The following is a 17568-nucleotide window of genomic DNA, read 5'->3' as shown; positions in this document are numbered from 1 at the left end:
CCCCGTTCTCCATGGACTCCCGTGCACGTCGGGTGACCCGGCGGTCGTCTTTTCGACCGCCGGGTCGCGCCGTCAGCTCATGCGCGGCGGCGGAGGATGAGCCAGGTGACGATCGCGGCGACGGCGGCGAGGAGGACGCCGCCCACGATCCAAACCGCGTCGAGTGGAGAAGCGGTCGTCGCGTCGGTGGAGTCCGCCGGCTGCCCCGACTCGTCAGTCCCACCCGGCGAGTCGGCGGGAGTTCCGCCGCAGGCTCCCGGCTCGTCCGAGCCTTCGGCGAGGGCGGTGCCGTCGACGGGCTGCCATTCGAAGGTCCACGTTCCCGAGATCGGGTGGCCGTCGACCGAGACGACCCGCCAGTTCACGGTGTACATGCCGGGTTCACCGAGCTGCGTCTGCGTCGTCGCCGTAGGACCGTCGACGACGGCGCATCCGTCGCCGTAGTAGCGCCCGTCGGGGCCGACCACTTGGATGATCGATCCGTTCTCGACGTCGAGCAGGGCCTCGTTCGTCTCGAGCGAGACCGTACCCGGCTGCTGGGTCACCACCGCATCCTCGGCCGGTGTCGACGACACGAGGTAGTTGTGCGCGGACGCCGGCATTGCAGGTAGGGCGGCCAACGCGGCGGATGCCGCGACGAGCGCGGCCAGGCGGCCGAGCCGCGCCGCCCGCCGCGACGTCGTCTGTCGCAGGCCCGACATCAGGAGTCCGTGCGGGAACGGCGCGTGGCGAGCGCGACCACGATGCCGATCGTGCCCACGACGAGGCCGCCGATGCCGAGGACACGGGCGACCGTGTCGGACGAGTCGGCGGCGCTGCTCTCTGCGGTCGCTTCCTCGTTCTCGCCATGACTGTCGGCGGAACCCGAGCCGGTCGCGGCGCCATGGTCGTCGGTGCCGGTGGCCTCGGTGACGACCATGACAGGAGCTGCGTTCTCCGGCTCCTCACCGCCTTCCTCGGCGACCTCGTTCCAGTTGTTCTCGCCGACCTCGCAGGCCTGGAGCACCGGGAACGCGATGGTCTCGCCGGCGGCGTCCTCGGGGAGTTGCACAGCCAATTCGACGGCCGCGCGGTAGCCATCAGGAACCGGCGTGACCGCCGTGTAGACGACCTCCGCGGTGCGGTCGCCGTCGGCGATCTTCTCGACGGTCCAGCCCGAGTCGATGGCCGGATACACCGTCGTGATCGACTCGGGAATCTGGAACGTGAGCGAAGTGGTGGATGAGCCGTCGCATCCGTGGTTGAACGAGAAGGCGAGCACGGATGAGCTGCCGGCGGCGGTACTCGTCGGAGTGAGGCCGATGTGGGCGCTCGCGGCGACCGGGACGGCGGCGAGCGCGAGGATGACGCCGCCGGCGAAGCCGGTGGCGGAGAGGCGGGCGAGACGCATGATGAAAGGGTCTTTCGTGGTCGAGGTCGGACGCGCGTGGGCGGCGTCGATGAGTGATTCGGAGTCGTCGGCGGATCAGGCCGCCGCCGACTCGACCGGGGGACCTCTGGACCCGAGGCCTGTGGCGAGGAGTACCGCGGCGAAGCGCGGGCGCGCGGCGTCGACCGGGACGCGCAGCGACGGCGCGATCACCGATACCGGGATCATCGCGAGCCGCCGCACGAGCATGCCCATTGTCCCGCCGATCGCGTGGACGACGCGGTCCGTGAGCAGCAGCGCGGCGAGCGTGAGTCCTGCGGCCACGACGTGGGCGATCGGCATCCAAGCGGTGCCGTGGTCGACAGCAGAAGTGGGCGAAGCGGCGAGAGCCACCCCGTCTCTGTGGCCCAGGTGCGTCGCGTGCCCGAGCGGTGCGGCTCCGCCCATCCCGTAGGTGACATGCAGGGCGGCCTGCGCGACGAGCGCCGACACCGCGGTGCGGGCAAGCTGCGCCCGGGCGCCGGTGAGCGCCACGGCCAGCGGGATCGAGAACGCGAGAGCCACCAGCAGCGCGACCAGCCCGGGCGGGGCACCGCCGCCGATCGTGTGCGCGACCGAGGCGACCAAGGTCGCGAACACGGCCACCGCCGCTCCACGTGCAGCGCGCGCACCCCGTGAAATCACCCGATGAGCCTAACCTCCGCTCCTGGAGCTGCAGCGGTGTGGTTGCCAGCAGGCGGGGTCGGTCAGTGTGACCTGGCTGACGGCGGATCCGGAGCGGCCGGCCGACGTGCGCGTGGAGCTCACAGCCCGCCAGCAGAAGATCGCCGTGCCGGGCGGTCGAGCGGTGGAGGGATACACCCTCAACGGTCAATCGCCGGGACCCGAGATCCGAGCTCGGCAGGGTGAACTCGTCGAGGTGGAGTTCGTCAACGAGTGGGTCGCGGCAGGCGCTACGTTGCACTGGCACGGCATCGATGTCCCGAACGCAGCCGACGGTGTCGCGGGCATCACCCAGGACGCGGTGCCCGTGGGTGGTCGGTTCGTCTACCGATTCGAAGCGACGGACGCCGGCACGTACTGGTACCACTCGCATCAGGTGTCGCACGAGCAGGTCCGACGCGGAATGCTCGGCGCGATCGTCATCGAACCCGCCGAAGCATCCATTGGAAGCGACAGCGACGTCGTCGCGCTGCTGCATATCTACGACGGCCAGCACACGCTCAACGGCCGTGCGGAAGACCAGCGCGTGGCGGCACGTCCCGGCGCGACGGTGCGCGTCCGGGTCGTCAACACCGACAACGGCACGGCCACGCTCTGGTCAGCGGCACCCTTCCGCGTCCTCGCGATCGACGGCACCGAAGTCAATGCCCCGTCCGATGTCAAGAACCGAAGAGTGCTCCTCGCTGCCGGAGGACGAGTGGATATCGCGGTGCAGGCGCCACCTGACGGCGCCACTCGCCTGCACCTGGGTGGCGCCCGCAGCATCCTGGTCGGTGACCCCGAGGCATCAGAGCCCCCCGCACCGCAACCTTCGGACACCCTCGACCTGCTCGCATACGGCGACCCCGCCCCGCTCGGATTCGACCCGTCATCACCGGACCGCACCTTCGACTACGTGATCGGTCGGCGATTCGGAATCATCGACGGCCGACCCGGCAACTTCTGGACCATCAACGGACGAATGTTTCCTGACATCCCGATGTTCCATGTACGCGAAGGCGACATCGTCGTGATCCGCATCGTGAACGACACGAGCGAGACGCATCCCATGCACCTGCACGGCCACCACGCCGTCGTACTCTCGCGTGACGGGGTCGCGGCATCCGGAAGCCCGTGGTGGACCGACACACTCGACGTGTTCCCCGGCGAGACGTACGAGGTCGCCTTCGTCGCCGACAATCCGGGCATCTGGAGCGACCACTGCCACAACCTCCCGCACGCGGTCGATGGACTCATCGCCCACGTCATGTACGACGGAGTCTCAACACCGTTCACCATCAACGGCGACACAGGCAACCACCCCGAATGACCGTTTTCGGTGCGCCGAAAACGATGTAATCTTTCGGTATGCCTAAACCAGCGGATGCCGCAGCGACGCGGTCCCGAATGCGACGTAAGGTCACGACCGACGGCACGACCCACGAGCCTCGGATCGTCACGCTGCCCGCCAACGCCGATGACGGCGCACATGCCGACGCGGTGGAATCCGGGGCATCGGTCGGCGCAACGGCGCCCGGCACGGCGCGTACGCCCTCGGTGCCGCGCCTCGCCCTGTTGATCGGCCCGGCACTCGTCGCAGGTGTGGCCTACCTCGATCCGGGCAACGTCGCCAGCAACATGACCGCGGGCGCGCAGTACGGCTACCTGCTCGTCTGGGTCGTCGTGCTCGGCAACGTGATGGCCTGGCTCATCCAGTACCTGTCGGCGAAGCTCGGCATCGTGACCGGGCGGAGCCTTCCCGAGGTGCTCGGCGGACGCATCCGCAACAAGTGGGGACGGCGCGCGTACTGGCTGCAGGCCGAACTCGTCGCGATGGCGACCGACCTGGCCGAGGTCATCGGCGGAGCGGTCGCGCTGTACCTGCTGTTCGGCATCCCGCTCATCTGGGGCGGGCTCATCACCGGCACGGTCTCGATCGTGCTGCTCATCCTGCAGTCCCGTCGCGGGCCGCGCACGTTCGAGTTCGTGATCATGGGACTGCTCGTGATCATCGCGGTCGGGTTCACAGTCGGCGTCTTCGTCGCACCACCCGATCCCGCAGGACTCCTCTCGGGTCTCGTGCCGCGATTCGCCGACGCCAACTCGGTGCTCCTCGCCGCCTCGATCCTCGGCGCGACGATCATGCCGCACGCGATCTACGCGCACTCGGCGCTCAGCCGCGACCGGTTCGCGACGCACCGGGGCGAGCAAGCCGGAGGGGGCGATCGGGGCGCGTGGCACGGATTCGGCATCAGGCGAGGGACGGATGCCGAGCCCGAGCTCCTCCCCGGCACGGCGACGGCAGTGCCGACGAACCTGCTCCTCCGGGCCACCCGGTGGGACGTCTCCGTCGCCATGGCGATCGCCGGAACGGTCAACCTCTGCATCCTCCTGCTCGCGGCCGTGAACCTCGCAGGGGTCGAGGGCACCGACAGCCTCGAGGGCGCGTACGCCGCACTCGGCGCAGCGCTCGGGCCGGCCATCGCGACCCTGTTCGCGGTCGGCCTCCTCGCCTCGGGGCTCGCCTCGACCTCGGTCGGCGCCTACGCCGGCGCCGAGATCATGTACGGCCTGCTGCACGTGCGCGTTCCGCTCATCCTGCGCCGGCTCGTTACGCTGGTCCCGGCGCTCGCGATCCTCTGGCTCGGCTTCGACCCCACGCTCTCGCTCGTGCTCAGCCAAGTGGTGCTCTCGTTCGGCATCCCGTTCGCCCTCGTGCCGCTCGTCGCCCTCACCGCCAAGGCGGGCGTGCTCGGCCAGTGGCGCAACCACTGGGCGACGACTGGGGCGGGCATCGCGGCATCCGTGTTTCTGATCACGCTGAACGGCGTGCTCCTCTGGCTCGTCTTCACCGGCGCCTGACGAGCGCTCGGGGACTCTGACGCCACCCGTTCGGGCACCGTGGCGATCGGGGTCCGCCGCTATCCTGAGGCCGATGCCAGCCACGAGCCCCGCGATCGAGGACTACCTCAAGACGGTGTACGCCCACACCGAGTGGCAGTCCGACCCCATCACGCCCAAGGTGCTCGCCGACCGACTCGGCGTGGCACCCTCATCGGTCACCGAGATGGTGAAGAAGATGGCCGCCGCGGGCCTCGTCTCGCACGTGCCCTACGGCGCCGTGCAGCTCACCGACGCCGGCCTGGCCCGCGCGCTCGCGGTCGTGCGGCGTCACCGGCTCATCGAGACTTGGCTCGTGCAGGACATGGGCTACGGCTGGGACGAGGTGCACGACGAGGCCGAGATCCTGGAGCACGCGATCTCCGACCGGCTGCTCGAGATCATCGACGCGCGGCTCGGCCGCCCAGTCCGCGACCCGCACGGCGACGCCATCCCCACCACCGACGGCACCCTGGTCACCGAGCCGGCCGTGCGGCTCGACGCCACCGCGGTCGGCGATGCGGGCCGGGTGATCCGCATCAGCGACCGGGATCCCGCCGTGCTTCGCCAGCTCGACGAAGCCGGCATCGGCCCGGGCAGCGAGGTGCGAGTGGAAGCCGCCGACGCAGAAGCTGTCGACGTCGCCGTCGCCGGCTCCGTCCGATCCATTCCCCGGAAGGCGGCCGCCGTGATCTGGATCACCGCCTGAGGGTCCGACCATAGAACGAGGACCGTACGAACGCACCTTCAGAGGTTGATTGGCTGGGGTGCTCCGCGGCGCGGGAGGCAATGGCGGGGAGTGACCGAGCCGGAACCACGGGGGAATGCGAACTCGGGTGTACCGCTGTGAGGCGAGTAACTACGAGACGTTCTCGGTGCATCGCATCGGGCAGCCCTGAGCCTACGGCCGCTCCTTGCGCCCTTCTTTCAGGTTGCGGACCATCTCTGCGATGCGCACGGGACGCTGTTCCGGGTTCCGCTTCGTCGACTCGATCCATCGCAGCCACGCCTTGCGGTAGAACTGCGCGAGGGAGTCGAAGAATGCTGCGGCGTCCGGTTCGGCGTCGAGTGCTCCCGCGATGTCGGGCGCGAGGTCGGCGCGCTGTGGTCCTTCAGGCTCGAGTACGACCTCGATCTCGGCCCCGTCGCGCAGAGGGACTTGTGTCCATGCTGGACCGAGCGCGATGAAGGGTCCATCTTCCTGCTTCTGAACGGTGCCGCGCATCGAACAGCCGGCGACCGACCCCCGCACCGGGTGGCGCGGTTTCGCGCCCCAGGCCTCGTCCGGGTCGAACGGGATCGGCACGATGGTGCGCCCGCGCTGGTCGACTGCGACCGTGGCTCGGAAGCGCCGCTGAGTGTCCATGGACGAAGCCTGTCACGTGGGGTGTCGAACGAGAATGGCCGCCCTGGCGACTCGAGTCGCTGCGAGCGGGCCGTGGCCGGTCACCAGGCTGGCCGCTCAGAGCGAGGTCCTACTCGGATATTGCGGGCTGGGGCTGGGAAGCGATGATGTGGCAGATGTCGCCGTCGCTGCAGTCGGCTGGGTTCAGGCGTTCGCTGCGATCGCGGAGCTGGACGAGTTCCTGCTCGAGGGCGGCCAGCTCGGCCATGCGGTGGCGGACCTCGGCGAGTCGGTCGTCGATGAGGTCCGAGACGTGGTCGCAGGGGATCACACCCCGGTCGCGCAGGTCGAGGATGCTGCGGATCTGGACGAGGGTGAGCCCGGCCGATTGCGCCGTCCGGATGAAGCCGACCCGCGCGACGTCCTGGTCGTCGTACGCGCGGTAGCCATTCCCGCCCCGCGTCGGCGCCGGCATCAGCTGTTCGCGTTCGTAGTACCGGACGGCCTGGGTGCTGACACCCACGGCGTCGGCGAGTTCTCCGATCCGCATGCCGTCATGCTACGCCCTTGACCTTGAAGTCGGGTAGAAGGTCTAGCGTCACGGGCATGGAGATCACGCTGCAGTACTTCGACGGCTGCCCGAACTGGCAGACCGTCGAGCGCCGGCTGACCGAGCTCATCTCCGGCAGACCCGACCTGACATCGAAGAGGGAGCTCGTCGCGACGGCGGAGCAGGCCGAGCGGATCGGGTTCCGTGGTTCGCCGAGCATCCTGGTCGACGGGGTTGACCCATTCGCCGACCCGAACGTCCCGGTGGGTCTCGCGTGCCGGGTCTACGCCACTCCGGCTGGCCCGGCCGGTGCGCCGACGACGCCGCAGCTGCGCGAGGTGGTGCTCGGCGATGCCTGAACACAGGCACGACCTGATCGTCGTCGGGGCCGGTGTGGCGGCGACCGTCGCGTTGGGCGGGTCGGGACTTCATGGATCGTCGAGATTGGGCCGACCGGCGGGCGGCCTGCGCTGCAGCGCGCCCTGGAATACCTCCGGGGTAACAGACCGCACGGTGAGAGCGCAACGCCCTTGCCGCGCCGTGGCTCACCTGATCGCCTAGAGGCGAGACAACCGAGGAGGTTCGAGCAGCATGTCCGAGAATCGGAACGCAGCCGACGAGCAGCAGCTGGCCCAACGGGCCACCCACGACGAGCACGCGGAGCACTCGTCGGAGTCCGACCATCAGGACGGTCAGCAGTCGAAGCACACGATGAAGATGTACCTGCAGTTCGGGGCGATGATCCTCACCTCGATGGTGGTCATGTACTTCGTCATGTTCGCGGGCTCCTGGGAGTGGACCCACATCCGATTCAGCCAGAGCCGCATCTTCATGGCGATCACCATGGGCGGCACCATGGGCCTGGTCATGCTCGCCTGGATGCTCGGCATGTACAAGAGCACGAAGGGCAACATCGCCGTGGTCGCCGCGAGCGTGCTGTTGATCGGCGGCGGCATCGCCCTCGACCGCACGCAGGCCACGGTGAACGACACGTCGTTCATGCGCGCGATGATCCCCCACCACTCGCTCGCGATCACCCGATCCGAGCGGTTCCAGAACGAGGATATCCGCGTCTGCGAGCTCGCCGTCGCGATCAGCGAGGCGCAGCGGCGCGAGATCACCGAGATGGACTGGCTGATCCGCGACATCGAGGAGAACGGCCCGGCCACCACGGCCGCCGAAGCGGAGTCGCGCGCCGTGCCCGACTTCAGCGAGCCGGCCGATCGAACCTGCCCCGCCGAATGAGGCCGGGCTCCGCGGGGACGATTGGCCGATGTCGCATGGACGAAGGTCATGGAGCGCAAGGACCTCGAGTGGGACGCTTCCCTTAACGCTCCAAAGGAACCGGCACCATGGATACGATCGGCAACCTGCCCGCTGGAAGTTCTCCCGCCGACCTCGTGCTCACGGCGAGCGGCATCTCAAAGACGTACCGCCAGGGCGTCTGGCCGTTCCGCCGCCGACACCATGTGCTCGACGGAGCCGGCCTGTCGTTGAATCGCGGCGAGATCGTCGGGCTGGTCGGCGAGAACGGGTCGGGTAAGTCCACGCTCATGCAGATCCTCGTCGGCGCACTCTCGGCCGACGCAGGGTCGGTCGAACTGCACGGCTCGATGGGTTACTGTCCCCAGCGACCTGTGGTGTTCGAGCGGCTCACGTGCGATGAGCACTTCGAGTTGTTCGGGGTGGCCTACGGGTTGACCCGGGAGGAGCGCCGCGCTGCGCAGGCGCGGCTCTACGAGGATCTCGACTTCGCCCGGTACGCGGATGAGCGCGCCGACAGGCTTTCCGGTGGAACGCTCGCGAAGCTCAACCTGGCCCTGGCCCTGCTGCCCGATCCGATGGTGCTGCTCGACGAGCCGTACGCGGGATTCGACTGGGATACCTACCTCAGGTTCTGGGGCATGGTGGGGCGGAGCCGCGAATCTGGGCGGGCCGTGTTGGTGATCAGCCACTTCATCGCCGACGAGGAGCGCTTCGACCGGATCATCGAGCTCCGGGAGGGGAAGACGGCGCCGAGATGAGGGCGATCGCCGTTCTCACTCGCCGGTTCCTGGTCGAATACATCCGGAACCCGGTCAACCTGCTCGTCCTGGTGCTGATCCCGGTGGTCTTCGTGTTCGTGGCAGCGGAACCGATGGCGGACGCCGCGGAGCTCCTCGGCGGCACCGGGAATGCCGTCGAGACGGCGACGACCGGCTGGGCCGCCGCGTTCCTCGCCGCACTGGCGATGTACTTCCAGACCCGCCAAGCGCACTCCGCGGACCGGCGACTCGTGCTTGCGGGTCTCCCAACCTTGGCGCTGGTGGTCTCCCGCATGATGACCGGAGTGCTCATCGCGGTCCTCGTGTCGGCGGCAGCGCTCGCGACCCTGTTCCTCCGGAGCGAGGTGGAGGACCCGTTCCGGGTGGCAGCGGGCACGCTGATGTTCGCCCTCATCTACGTCGGGATCGGTGCTGCCGTCGGCGCCCTGGTGAAGGACCAGGTCAATGGCACGGTGGTGATCCTGCTGATCTGGATCGTCGACGTCTTCTTCGGCCCCGCGCTCACCTCGCCCGACCGTGTGGTGCTCACCCGCGGGATGCCGACGCACTTCGTGACGTTGTGGATGGTCGACCTGCCCTCCGGGCACGGCGGGAACCTGGGCGACCTCGGCATCGCGCTGGTCTGGGTAGGGGCGGCACTCCTCGGCAGCGGCCTGCTGCTTGCCCGCGCGACCCGAGCCGGCTACCGCCCGCACGGTTCCCGCCGGCCGGGTTGGGCCGGCCAAGTGGGGGAGAGCTTCGGCAAGGGTGTGCGGCAGTATGGACGGAACCCGGCGCTGTGGGCGCTCCTTGTCGCGGTGCCGTTCATCTTCATCTGGGTTTCGAAGCTCATCACCGAAGAGCAGTACTCGGTGATGCGCGTGCTCGACGACGGCCGGGAGATCGACGTGCGGCTCTGGCTGCCCGACACGCACGCGGGGACCATGGCTCCGATCGCGGTGGCCTCGCTCGCGACCGTCGCGGGCCTGTTCATCGCGCTCGGTAACCGGGAGGGTGATCGTCGGCTCGTCCAGTCCGGGATGCATCGGTCCGCGCTGCTGCTCGGCCGATTCGGCGAGGTCGCCGTGGCGGTCCTGATCACCTCCGCAGCGTCCTTGGCGGTCACCGCGATGGTGTTCCCGGCGAAGCAGTGGCCGGGATTCGTGGGCGGCATGCTTCTGCTCGCAGCGGTCTACGCATTGCTCGGGATGTGCCTGGGGTTCCTCCTCGGGCGGGTTGCCGGCGTGCTGATCGCCTTCGTCGTCCCGTTCCTCGATCTCGGGATCACGCAGAGCCCCATGCTTCGGCTCGAGCCTCCCGAACCGGCCGTGCTGCTTCCCGGTTACGGCCCCTATCGGCTGCTGATCGACACCGGGCTCACCGAGGAGTTCGACGAAACCGGCGGACTGCTCATCGGCCTCGGGTGGGTCGCAGCACTCACCCTGGTGGTCACGATCATGTTCGTCCGTCGCACCAGCACCGCTCGCCGTCAGGCGCGGGCTGCCAAGCACCTTCGGCTGCGCGAGGCCGCATCCGGATGACCTCGACGCCGCCGCATGCGCGTGCGCCGACCACACGAAGGCTAGGCGAGGGGGCGACGTGTCGAACTGGTACGTGATCACCGGTGGTCCCAGTTCCGGGAAGACCACCATGGTGGACTTGCTCCGGCAGCGGGGCTACCACACCACGATCGAGCACGCCCGCCACTACATCGACCTGCAGCGTCTGGGTGGTCGCACCGTCGCGGACGTCCGTTCCCGTCAGCTCGAGTTCCAGCGCAACGTGCTTGCCATGCAGCTCGAGCAGGAGGCCGCCCTGGATCCTGACGAAATCGTCTTCCTCGATCGTGGACTCCCCGATTCCCTGGCGTACTACCGCTTCCTCGACCTGCCGCCGGACCCGTCCCTGTTGGACGCACTGACGCGGGTCGAGTACCGGAAGGTCTTCCTCCTCGACCTGCTGCCGCTCGCCGAGGACTACGCCCGAACCGAGGACGCCGAAGCCCAGCACCGCATCCAGGAACTGCTGCTCGACGTGTACGAGGGCTTGCAGGTCCCGCTCGCACGAGTGCCGGTGCTCCCACCGGACGAGCGGGTCGAGTTCGTCCTCGCCCGGCTGTGAAGTCGACATCGATCGCCGATAGCCCCGGGTCGAAGGGCCCGACATTCGACGTCGACGCGGAGTTGACTTGCATCTGGGAGCGATGGGAGGCCCGAGATGATGTGGGACTACGGATTCGGCGGATGGTGGATGTGGATCCCGGCGGTGCTGATTCCCCTGCTGATCGTCGCCGGAATCATCGTCATGATCGTGCTGCTGGTGCGCTCGGGGGGATCGGCAGGTCGTGGATCGACCGGGCCGAGCGACACCACATACACAGACCCGGCTCGTCGACTGCTCGAGGAGCGCCTCGCGCGCGGCGAGATCACCCCCGAGCAGTTCCGGGAGCTGCTGAACACCTTGGAAGAGGGTCGCGCCCGGTAGCTGTCGGGCTGCTGCCGGATCAGCGCGGGGAAGGGACCGGCGCCTTTACAAGATGCGCCTCGGGGGCGGTCGGCGCTTGCTCCGGCAGCCGGAGCCGCTTCAGCAGGAGCGCGTTGGCGGCGACGATGACGCTGGAGCCGGACATGCTGATCGCCGCGATCTCAGGGCTGAGCATGATCCCGAAGGCGGGGTAGAACACGCCGGCGGCGATGGGCAGGGCGATCGCGTTGTAGCCGATGGCCCAGCCGAGGTTCTGCCGCATCTTCCGCAGGGTGCCCTTCCCGATCGTGAGGGCGACGGCCACGTCCATGGGGTCCGATCGCATGAGCACGACGTCGGCGGTCTCGATGGCGACGTCGGTTCCGGCGCCGATCGCGATCCCGAGGTCGGCTTGTGCCAGCGCCGGTGCGTCGTTGACGCCGTCGCCGACCATCGCGACCTTCTTGCCGGCCTGTTGGAGCTCGGCGACCTTGGCGCTCTTGTCCTCGGGGAGGACTTCGGCGATGACGGTGTCGATGCCGAGGAGCGCGGCGATGCGCTCGGCGGTGGGCTGGTTGTCGCCGGTGAGCATGACGACTTCGATGCCGGCGTCGTGCAGGGCGGCGATGCTGGCTTTCGCGGTCTCGCGCGGCGCGTCCGCGAGGGCGATGACGCCGGCGGCCTCGCCGTCGACGGCGATCAGGATTGCGGTGCGGCCCGCGCGAGCCCATGTCTGCTGGGTCGCCTCCACCAGAGTGGTGTCGACTCCCTCCTGGGCGAGCAGGCGAGCGTTGCCGAGGAGGATGCGGCGGCCGTCGACAGTGGCCATCGCCCCCTGGCCGGTGACGTTCTTGAACGAGCTCGCCTGGCGGCGGGGCACGCCGAGGGCCTCGCCGTACGCGACGATGGCTTTGGCGAGCGGATGTTCGGACTCGCGCTCCGCTGCGGCGGCCAAGGAGATGAGCTCCGCGGCGTCCATGTTGAACGGCTGGAAGTCGGTGACTTCGGGCTCGCCCTTGGTGAGGGTGCCGGTCTTGTCCAGCACGACGGTGTCGATCCGCGCGGCGGTCTCGATGCCGGTGGCGTTCTTGAACAGCACGCCGCGTCTCGCGCCGAGGCCCGTGCCGACCATGATCGCCGTCGGCGTGGCCAGGCCCAGCGCGTCGGGGCAAGTGATGACGACGACAGTGATCGCGAACAGGATCGCGGTTGATACCTCGGCCCCGGCCAGCAACCAGGCCAGGAACGTCGCGGTGCCGCCGATCAGGGCGACGAGGACCAACCAGAACGCCGCCTTGTCGGCCAGCCGCTGACCGGGGGCCTTCGAGTTCTGGGCTTCCTGCACCAGTGCGACGATCTGCGCCAGCGCGGTGTCCGCGCCGACCTTGGTCGCCCGCACGCGCAGGGTTCCGGTGGTGTTGACCGTTGCGCCGATCACCTCCGACCCGGGCTGCTTGGCCACGGGAAGGCTCTCCCCGGTGACCATGGACTCGTCGATCTCGGATTCGCCGTCCTCGACCTGCCCATCAGTGGGCACCTTCGCGCCGGGGCGGACCAGCATCAGGTCGCCCGGCTGCACCTCCGAGGTCGGTATCTCGAGTTCTTCGCCGTCGCGGATCACCACCGCGCGGGGTGGAGCGAGTTCGAGCAGGGTGCGGATCGCGTCGTTCGCGCCGCCGCGGGCGCGCATCTCGACCCAGTGCCCGAGCAGCACGAATGTTGCCAGCACTGTCGCAGCCTCGTAGAACACCTCACCGCCGCCGGTGAGCGTGACCACCAGGCTGTATAGCCAGCCTGCGCCGACGCCCACCGCCACCAGCACCATCATGTCCAGGGTCCGAGCGCGAAGCGCCCGCCATGCGCCGTCGAAGAAGATCCAGGCCGAGTAGAAGATCACGGGCAGCGACAGCAGCAGCGCGAACACGTCATCGCGCAGCCCGAACGGCGCCGGCACGGTGAAGCCGATGACTTCCCGCCCGATCGGCGACCACAGGGTGATCGGGATCGAGAGGATCAGTGCGACCAGGAACCGGTTGCGCATGTCCCGGATCATCGCGTCCATCGTCATGCCGGCGTGGTGACCGCCGTGCCCCATCACATCCTGGGGGGTGCGAGCGGCCTGAGCGGATTCGGGCGCGTGCGCGCCGTGGCCGCCGTGACCCTCGATAGCGGATGCCTCTGAAGTGACGTCCACAGCGTCAGGCGGCTGCGACGGGTGGTGATCTCCCGCCGGAACGTGGTCGGCGTGAGGCTCCATAGTGGGGTCGCAAATGTGATCGGGGACGGATTGCCCGGCACAGTGGTATCCGCACTCTCGAACCCATCCACGCAGCTCGGCGACGGACGTGACGCCCGGGTCGAAGCTGACATTCGCGGTCTGGGCCACAGGGTTCGCTTCGACCGCGAGTACTCCCGGCCGCCGTGAAAGATACGCTTCGGCGACTGCTTTCGAAGAAGCCCACTGGACGCCGGAGACCTCCAGCACGACCGTTGCCGTCTGCTCACTCATATCCGAGCCCCAGATCGCGGGTGCGCAGGTCGGTCATCGGGGGAGTCCTTTCCATCCAGGAGTCAGGATCGCACGAGGCGGGCGATTGCGGCGCTGGCTTCGGTGAGCTTCTCGGCGCCGATCTGACCGCCGTGCTCGGCGGCCTCGGTCACGCAATGGTTGAGGTGATCCTCGAGCAGAGCGAGCGCGACCGAGTTCAGCGCACTCGTCGCCGCGGAGATCTGCGTCAGCACGTCGATGCAGTCCGCGTCCTGTTCCACCATTCGAGCCACGCCACGCACCTGCCCTTCGGCGCGACCGAGTCTGGCCAGCAGCGCGGCCCTATTCCCCGTGTACCCCTGCATCACGCCCACCTCCAGCACCAAAAATACCCATCCGGGGTACCACCCGATGGGACGGAGGTCCCATCGGGTCGGCCGCCGGGAGGATCGCGCAGAACCCGGTCCGGCGAGCTCGGCGCGGCGATCTCAGCAAGACGGTCCGGCTGGTGGAGTACTCTGTGCGGGTATCCGGCTGCTGCCCGCACGCGACGAATCGGAGGTGACATGGGTCTGACTGCCATTCGCCGTGTCGTCCTCCCCGGTGTGCGGACTGCTCGCAGCGCACTGCTCAGCGCGATGCTGATGGCGGCAGTCGCGCTGGGACTGGTCGCCATGCACGACAGCGGGTCCGAGCACGTCGCGCATGCGGCGGTGTCGACCGGCACCGGTACGCACGCCGACGAGCACGGCGGAACTGACGCAACGCCGCTGGCGGCAACGATGGCGACCGTGGTGGCGGGGGCGACCGCGGTCGTCGCCGAGTGCGGCAGCGACTGCGCGGCCGACCTGCTCGGCTGCGCGGCAGCGGCTCTGGCCTGCGCCATGATGATCGCCTTCGGGATCATGCTCGCCCTCGCATCGCGCCCGGCGATGTTCCGACTCCTCCTCGACGCTGGCGGCGCCGTCCGACTCGGCGCGCGCGAGATCTTCGCGGGTCATCGCCGACCCGACCTGCACGTTCTCTCGATCAGTCGAACCTGATTCAGGCAGGCGGCTCGTCCGACCCTTCGGACTGCTGCGCTCCTGATACCAGATTTCGAGATCGACAGAACGGAACGGCATGTTCACCGCACGCACCACCCTGACCGCGGCGACCGCACTTGTGGCCGCCCTCACCCTGGCCGGATGCACGGCCACTCAGCAGAACGAGACCGAGAACGCTCCGGCCGCGTCGGCGTCGCCGACGGCGGAAGCGGTCTTCAACGACGCGGACGTGACGTTCGCGCAGATGATGATCCCGCATCACGAGCAGGCGATCGAGATGAGCGACAGCCTCCTGGAGAAGGACGGTGTCGACGAGCAGGTCCGCGAGCTCGCCGGACAGATCAAGGATGCCCAGCAGCCCGAGATCGACCAGATGAAGGACTGGCTCGATCAGTGGGGGGCGGACGAGAGCATGGGCGAGATGGGTCACGACATGGGCGCCATGGGTGACGGAATGATGTCCGAGGAGGACATGGGCCGCCTTAACGATGCCACCGGCGCCGAGGCATCCGCCCTGTTCCTCGAGCAGATGATCATGCACCACGAAGGCGCCATCGAGATGGCCGAGGTCCAGGTCGAGAACGGCGAGAACCCCGACGCCGTCGCCCTGGCCGAGCGGATCATCGAGGATCAGACCAACGAGATCGCCGAGATGCAGGACCTCCTCGCCGCGCTCTGACCCTCCCCGAGACGGATGCGGCTTGCTCCCCCGCCGGCCGCATCTCACCAGGGTGGGGGTCCGATCATGTCCCGATCAGGGCCCCCACCCGCCTTCCCTGGAGACACCATGCCCCCCTGTCCCACGCCCGTACCCGCGCGAATCGGCCGCGACGCATGAGCCGGCCCGCCCCGACCACTCGACGCGAACTCCGCCTCGCCGAATCGACCGCGCGCAGGCACCGGCCCCGCTCGCGGAAGACGTCCCCCGTGCCGGCACCGGTCGCCCGCCCAGCTCGACGCAGTCGGCGCCGATCGCTGTCGACCGCGACCGCCATCGCCGCGGTCTCCCTTATGGCCTTCAGCCTGTCCGTCCCGGCTCTCGCAATCGCCCCAGCAGGACAACCGTGGCACGCCGCCGCGGCGGCGCCCGCGCTGGACGGGCAGACCGTGTCCGTGCCCGCCGAGGTGACGATCAGCCCGCTCGCGCATGAGGACTACGTCTCAGCGAGAGCCCGGACCTCCGGAAGCTACGCGCAGATGGCGGCGACATTCACCAACTACTCCGGCCCCATCCAGTGGCCCTTCCGAGCCGGAGTTCCGATCAGCACCGACTTCGGCCCGCGCATCCCACCCTGCTTCGGCTGCTCGAGCTTCCACAAGGGCATCGACATGAACCCGGGGAACGGTTCGCCCATCCAGGCCATCTCGACCGGCGTCGTCGGTGAGCTCTCCCGCGTCGACAACGGGGGCCTCGGCGTGTACGTGACGATCGATCACAATATCGACGGCCAACGCGTCACCAGTGTGTACGCCCACATGCAGCCGGGCTCGGTCACCGTCAGCGAGGGCCAGTCCGTGGATGTCGGCGACATCCTCGGCATGGTCGGCAACACCGGCCAGAGCACCGGCCCGCACCTGCACTTCGAGATCCTCCTCGACGGCACTACCCCCACCGACCCGTACGCGTGGCTGAGTGAACGGGTGATCCCATGACCCGCCGAATCCTGCCCCGCGCTCGAGCTCTGCTGACGATGGCCGCCATGGCGTCATCCGTGGCCGCACTCAGCGCCTGCACCAGTGCGCCACCCGCGGTCCCTGACCCGACCGAGGACCCCGTTCTCGGTCACATCCATGCGCTGGACTACGACCCGGAGAGCCGACGCACCTACGCGTCCGCGCACAACGGCGTCTGGGTGGTGCCCACCGACGAGCTCCCCGAAACCTACCCAGGCGGCGGGCTGGGTCCGTCAGTCGCGACCCAGGTCGCCGGCAGGGCGCAGGACACGATGGGATTCACCGTGGCCCGCCCGGGCCTCTTGCTCGGCTCCGGACACCCCGATCCCGAAGATCAACCAGACCTCACCCCGCCGAACCTCGGTTTGATCGCCAGCACCGACGGAGCCGAGACCTGGGTGCCGGTCTCGCTCCGAGGTCAGATCGACTTCCATGACCTCGAGACGGCGGAACTCCCCGACGGTGAGCTGAGGATCTACGGTCACGATGCCTCCGACGCGACCGTCCGAGTCAGCGACGACACTGGAGGGTCATGGCGCGCCGTGGCATCCATCCAAGCCCGCGACCTCGCCGCCGACCCTCAACGTCCCGACCGGTTGTATGCCACCACCGCCCAAGGACTCGTCCGCAGCGACGACGCGGGTGCCACCTTCACGGCGGTGCCCGATGCGCCCCCGCTGTACCTGGTCACCGTCACGGACGATGGCGAGATCCTCGGCATCGACACGGATGGCGTCATCCACCGCTACGACGGAACGACCTGGACCCCACACGGCCGAACCGACGGCGTTCCCGAGGCCTTCTCCTATGTCGGCGGAGCCGCCCCGTGGCTGCTGATCGCGGACCAGCGCGGGCTCATCGCCACCGACGACTTCGGCGACACCGTCACGACGCTCCTCCCGATGGCGGGCTGACCGGTGTCGACGCTGAGCCGACCAGGGCGACGTACGCGCGGGACCTCAGGCCCTGCAGGCAAGCAGATGAACGGCGAAACTGCTCTGGGGAAGGCGAGGTCCGCGTGACGCGG

General features: G+C 68.8%; 20 protein-coding genes. 13 read left to right on the top strand and 7 right to left on the bottom strand.

Annotation, left to right across the window (positions count from 1 at the left end; translation table 11 throughout):
- Positions 1-77 precede the first annotated feature (77 nt).
- The 3 genes from AVP42_RS13035 to AVP42_RS13025 all read right to left on the bottom strand — a co-directional run bounded on the left by AVP42_RS13035 (position 78) and on the right by AVP42_RS13025 (position 2014).
- The gene (locus AVP42_RS13035) at positions 78-701 is read right to left on the bottom strand and encodes a copper resistance CopC family protein (protein WP_067949691.1); all 624 of its coding nucleotides are present in this window, start codon (positions 699-701) and stop codon (positions 78-80) included.
- Positions 701-1390 (bottom strand): YcnI family protein, encoded by a 690-nt coding sequence (locus AVP42_RS13030; RefSeq protein ID WP_067949689.1) that lies wholly within the window; start codon positions 1388-1390, stop codon positions 701-703. The genes AVP42_RS13035 and AVP42_RS13030 overlap by 1 nt, the downstream gene beginning before the upstream one ends.
- Positions 1391-1465: 75 nt before the next feature.
- The gene (locus AVP42_RS13025) at positions 1466-2014 is read right to left on the bottom strand and encodes a hypothetical protein (protein WP_067949686.1); all 549 of its coding nucleotides are present in this window, start codon (positions 2012-2014) and stop codon (positions 1466-1468) included.
- A 106-nt stretch (positions 2015-2120) separates the two neighbouring features.
- On the opposite strand from AVP42_RS13025, the gene AVP42_RS13020 reads away from it, so the two are divergent.
- The 3 genes from AVP42_RS13020 to AVP42_RS13010 all read left to right on the top strand — a co-directional run bounded on the left by AVP42_RS13020 (position 2121) and on the right by AVP42_RS13010 (position 5660).
- Positions 2121-3401 (top strand): multicopper oxidase family protein, encoded by a 1281-nt coding sequence (locus AVP42_RS13020; protein ID WP_067949685.1) that lies wholly within the window; start codon positions 2121-2123, stop codon positions 3399-3401.
- A 77-nt stretch (positions 3402-3478) separates the two neighbouring features.
- Positions 3479-4933 (top strand): Nramp family divalent metal transporter, encoded by a 1455-nt coding sequence (locus AVP42_RS13015; protein WP_082847253.1) that lies wholly within the window; start codon positions 3479-3481, stop codon positions 4931-4933.
- A gap of 73 nt (positions 4934-5006) precedes the next feature.
- Positions 5007-5660, top strand: a complete 654-nt coding sequence (locus AVP42_RS13010; RefSeq protein WP_067949683.1) for a metal-dependent transcriptional regulator — start codon at positions 5007-5009, stop codon at positions 5658-5660.
- 192 nt (positions 5661-5852) lie between these two features.
- Here the strand turns inward: AVP42_RS13010 and AVP42_RS16305 are convergent, their stop codons facing one another.
- Both AVP42_RS16305 and AVP42_RS13000 read right to left on the bottom strand, forming a co-directional pair.
- Positions 5853-6317, bottom strand: a complete 465-nt coding sequence (locus AVP42_RS16305; protein WP_082847252.1) for a YdeI/OmpD-associated family protein — start codon at positions 6315-6317, stop codon at positions 5853-5855.
- Between the two features lie 109 nt (positions 6318-6426).
- Positions 6427-6846, bottom strand: a complete 420-nt coding sequence (locus tag AVP42_RS13000) for a heavy metal-responsive transcriptional regulator (RefSeq protein ID WP_067949681.1) — start codon at positions 6844-6846, stop codon at positions 6427-6429.
- Positions 6847-6902: 56 nt separating this feature from the next.
- Between AVP42_RS13000 and AVP42_RS12995 the strand changes: the two genes are divergently transcribed.
- From AVP42_RS12995 to AVP42_RS12970, 6 genes are all read left to right on the top strand, one after another.
- On the top strand, positions 6903-7205 hold the full coding sequence (locus AVP42_RS12995; RefSeq protein ID WP_067949679.1) for an alkylmercury lyase: 303 nt from the start codon (positions 6903-6905) through the stop codon (positions 7203-7205).
- A 232-nt stretch (positions 7206-7437) separates the two neighbouring features.
- A complete protein-coding gene (locus tag AVP42_RS12990) occupies positions 7438-8091 on the top strand; it encodes a DUF305 domain-containing protein (RefSeq protein ID WP_231878627.1) in 654 nt (217 codons plus the stop codon).
- Between the two features lie 107 nt (positions 8092-8198).
- Complete coding sequence (locus AVP42_RS12985; RefSeq protein WP_067949677.1) at positions 8199-8870, top strand: ATP-binding cassette domain-containing protein; 672 nt, start codon at positions 8199-8201, stop codon at positions 8868-8870.
- Positions 8867-10411, top strand: coding sequence for an ABC transporter permease (locus AVP42_RS12980; protein WP_067949675.1), 1545 nt, complete (start codon positions 8867-8869; stop codon positions 10409-10411). Before AVP42_RS12985 ends, AVP42_RS12980 begins: the two co-directional genes overlap by 4 nt.
- Before the next feature lie 58 nt (positions 10412-10469).
- Positions 10470-10991, top strand: coding sequence for an AAA family ATPase (locus AVP42_RS12975; protein ID WP_231878626.1), 522 nt, complete (start codon positions 10470-10472; stop codon positions 10989-10991).
- Positions 10992-11087: 96 nt separating this feature from the next.
- Positions 11088-11354 (top strand): SHOCT domain-containing protein, encoded by a 267-nt coding sequence (locus AVP42_RS12970; RefSeq protein WP_197467022.1) that lies wholly within the window; start codon positions 11088-11090, stop codon positions 11352-11354.
- A 19-nt stretch (positions 11355-11373) separates the two neighbouring features.
- On the opposite strand, the gene AVP42_RS12965 is transcribed toward AVP42_RS12970, so the two are convergent.
- Positions 11374-13842, bottom strand: a complete 2469-nt coding sequence (locus AVP42_RS12965) for a cation-translocating P-type ATPase (RefSeq protein WP_067949673.1) — start codon at positions 13840-13842, stop codon at positions 11374-11376.
- A gap of 62 nt (positions 13843-13904) precedes the next feature.
- The gene (locus AVP42_RS12960) at positions 13905-14186 is read right to left on the bottom strand and encodes a metal-sensitive transcriptional regulator (protein WP_067949830.1); all 282 of its coding nucleotides are present in this window, start codon (positions 14184-14186) and stop codon (positions 13905-13907) included.
- A 201-nt stretch (positions 14187-14387) separates the two neighbouring features.
- On the opposite strand from AVP42_RS12960, the gene AVP42_RS12955 reads away from it, so the two are divergent.
- The 4 genes from AVP42_RS12955 to AVP42_RS12940 all read left to right on the top strand — a co-directional run bounded on the left by AVP42_RS12955 (position 14388) and on the right by AVP42_RS12940 (position 17455).
- On the top strand, positions 14388-14864 hold the full coding sequence (locus AVP42_RS12955; RefSeq protein ID WP_157356841.1) for a hypothetical protein: 477 nt from the start codon (positions 14388-14390) through the stop codon (positions 14862-14864).
- Between the two features lie 79 nt (positions 14865-14943).
- Positions 14944-15546 carry a DUF305 domain-containing protein gene (locus tag AVP42_RS12950; protein WP_067949659.1) on the top strand — a complete coding sequence of 201 codons (603 nt, stop codon included), beginning with the start codon at positions 14944-14946 and terminating at the stop codon, positions 15544-15546.
- A gap of 248 nt (positions 15547-15794) precedes the next feature.
- Complete coding sequence (locus AVP42_RS12945; RefSeq protein ID WP_231878625.1) at positions 15795-16520, top strand: M23 family metallopeptidase; 726 nt, start codon at positions 15795-15797, stop codon at positions 16518-16520.
- Positions 16517-17455, top strand: a complete 939-nt coding sequence (locus AVP42_RS12940) for a F510_1955 family glycosylhydrolase (protein ID WP_157356840.1) — start codon at positions 16517-16519, stop codon at positions 17453-17455. Before AVP42_RS12945 ends, AVP42_RS12940 begins: the two co-directional genes overlap by 4 nt.
- The last annotated feature ends 113 nt before the right edge of the window (positions 17456-17568 follow it).

Origin of the sequence: Agromyces sp. NDB4Y10, from assembly GCF_001620055.1 — a bacterium.
GTDB lineage: Bacteria > Actinomycetota > Actinomycetes > Actinomycetales > Microbacteriaceae > Agromyces > Agromyces indicus.
Note: the sequence above shows the minus strand (reverse complement) of the source record. Positions and strands in the feature narration are given on the sequence as shown.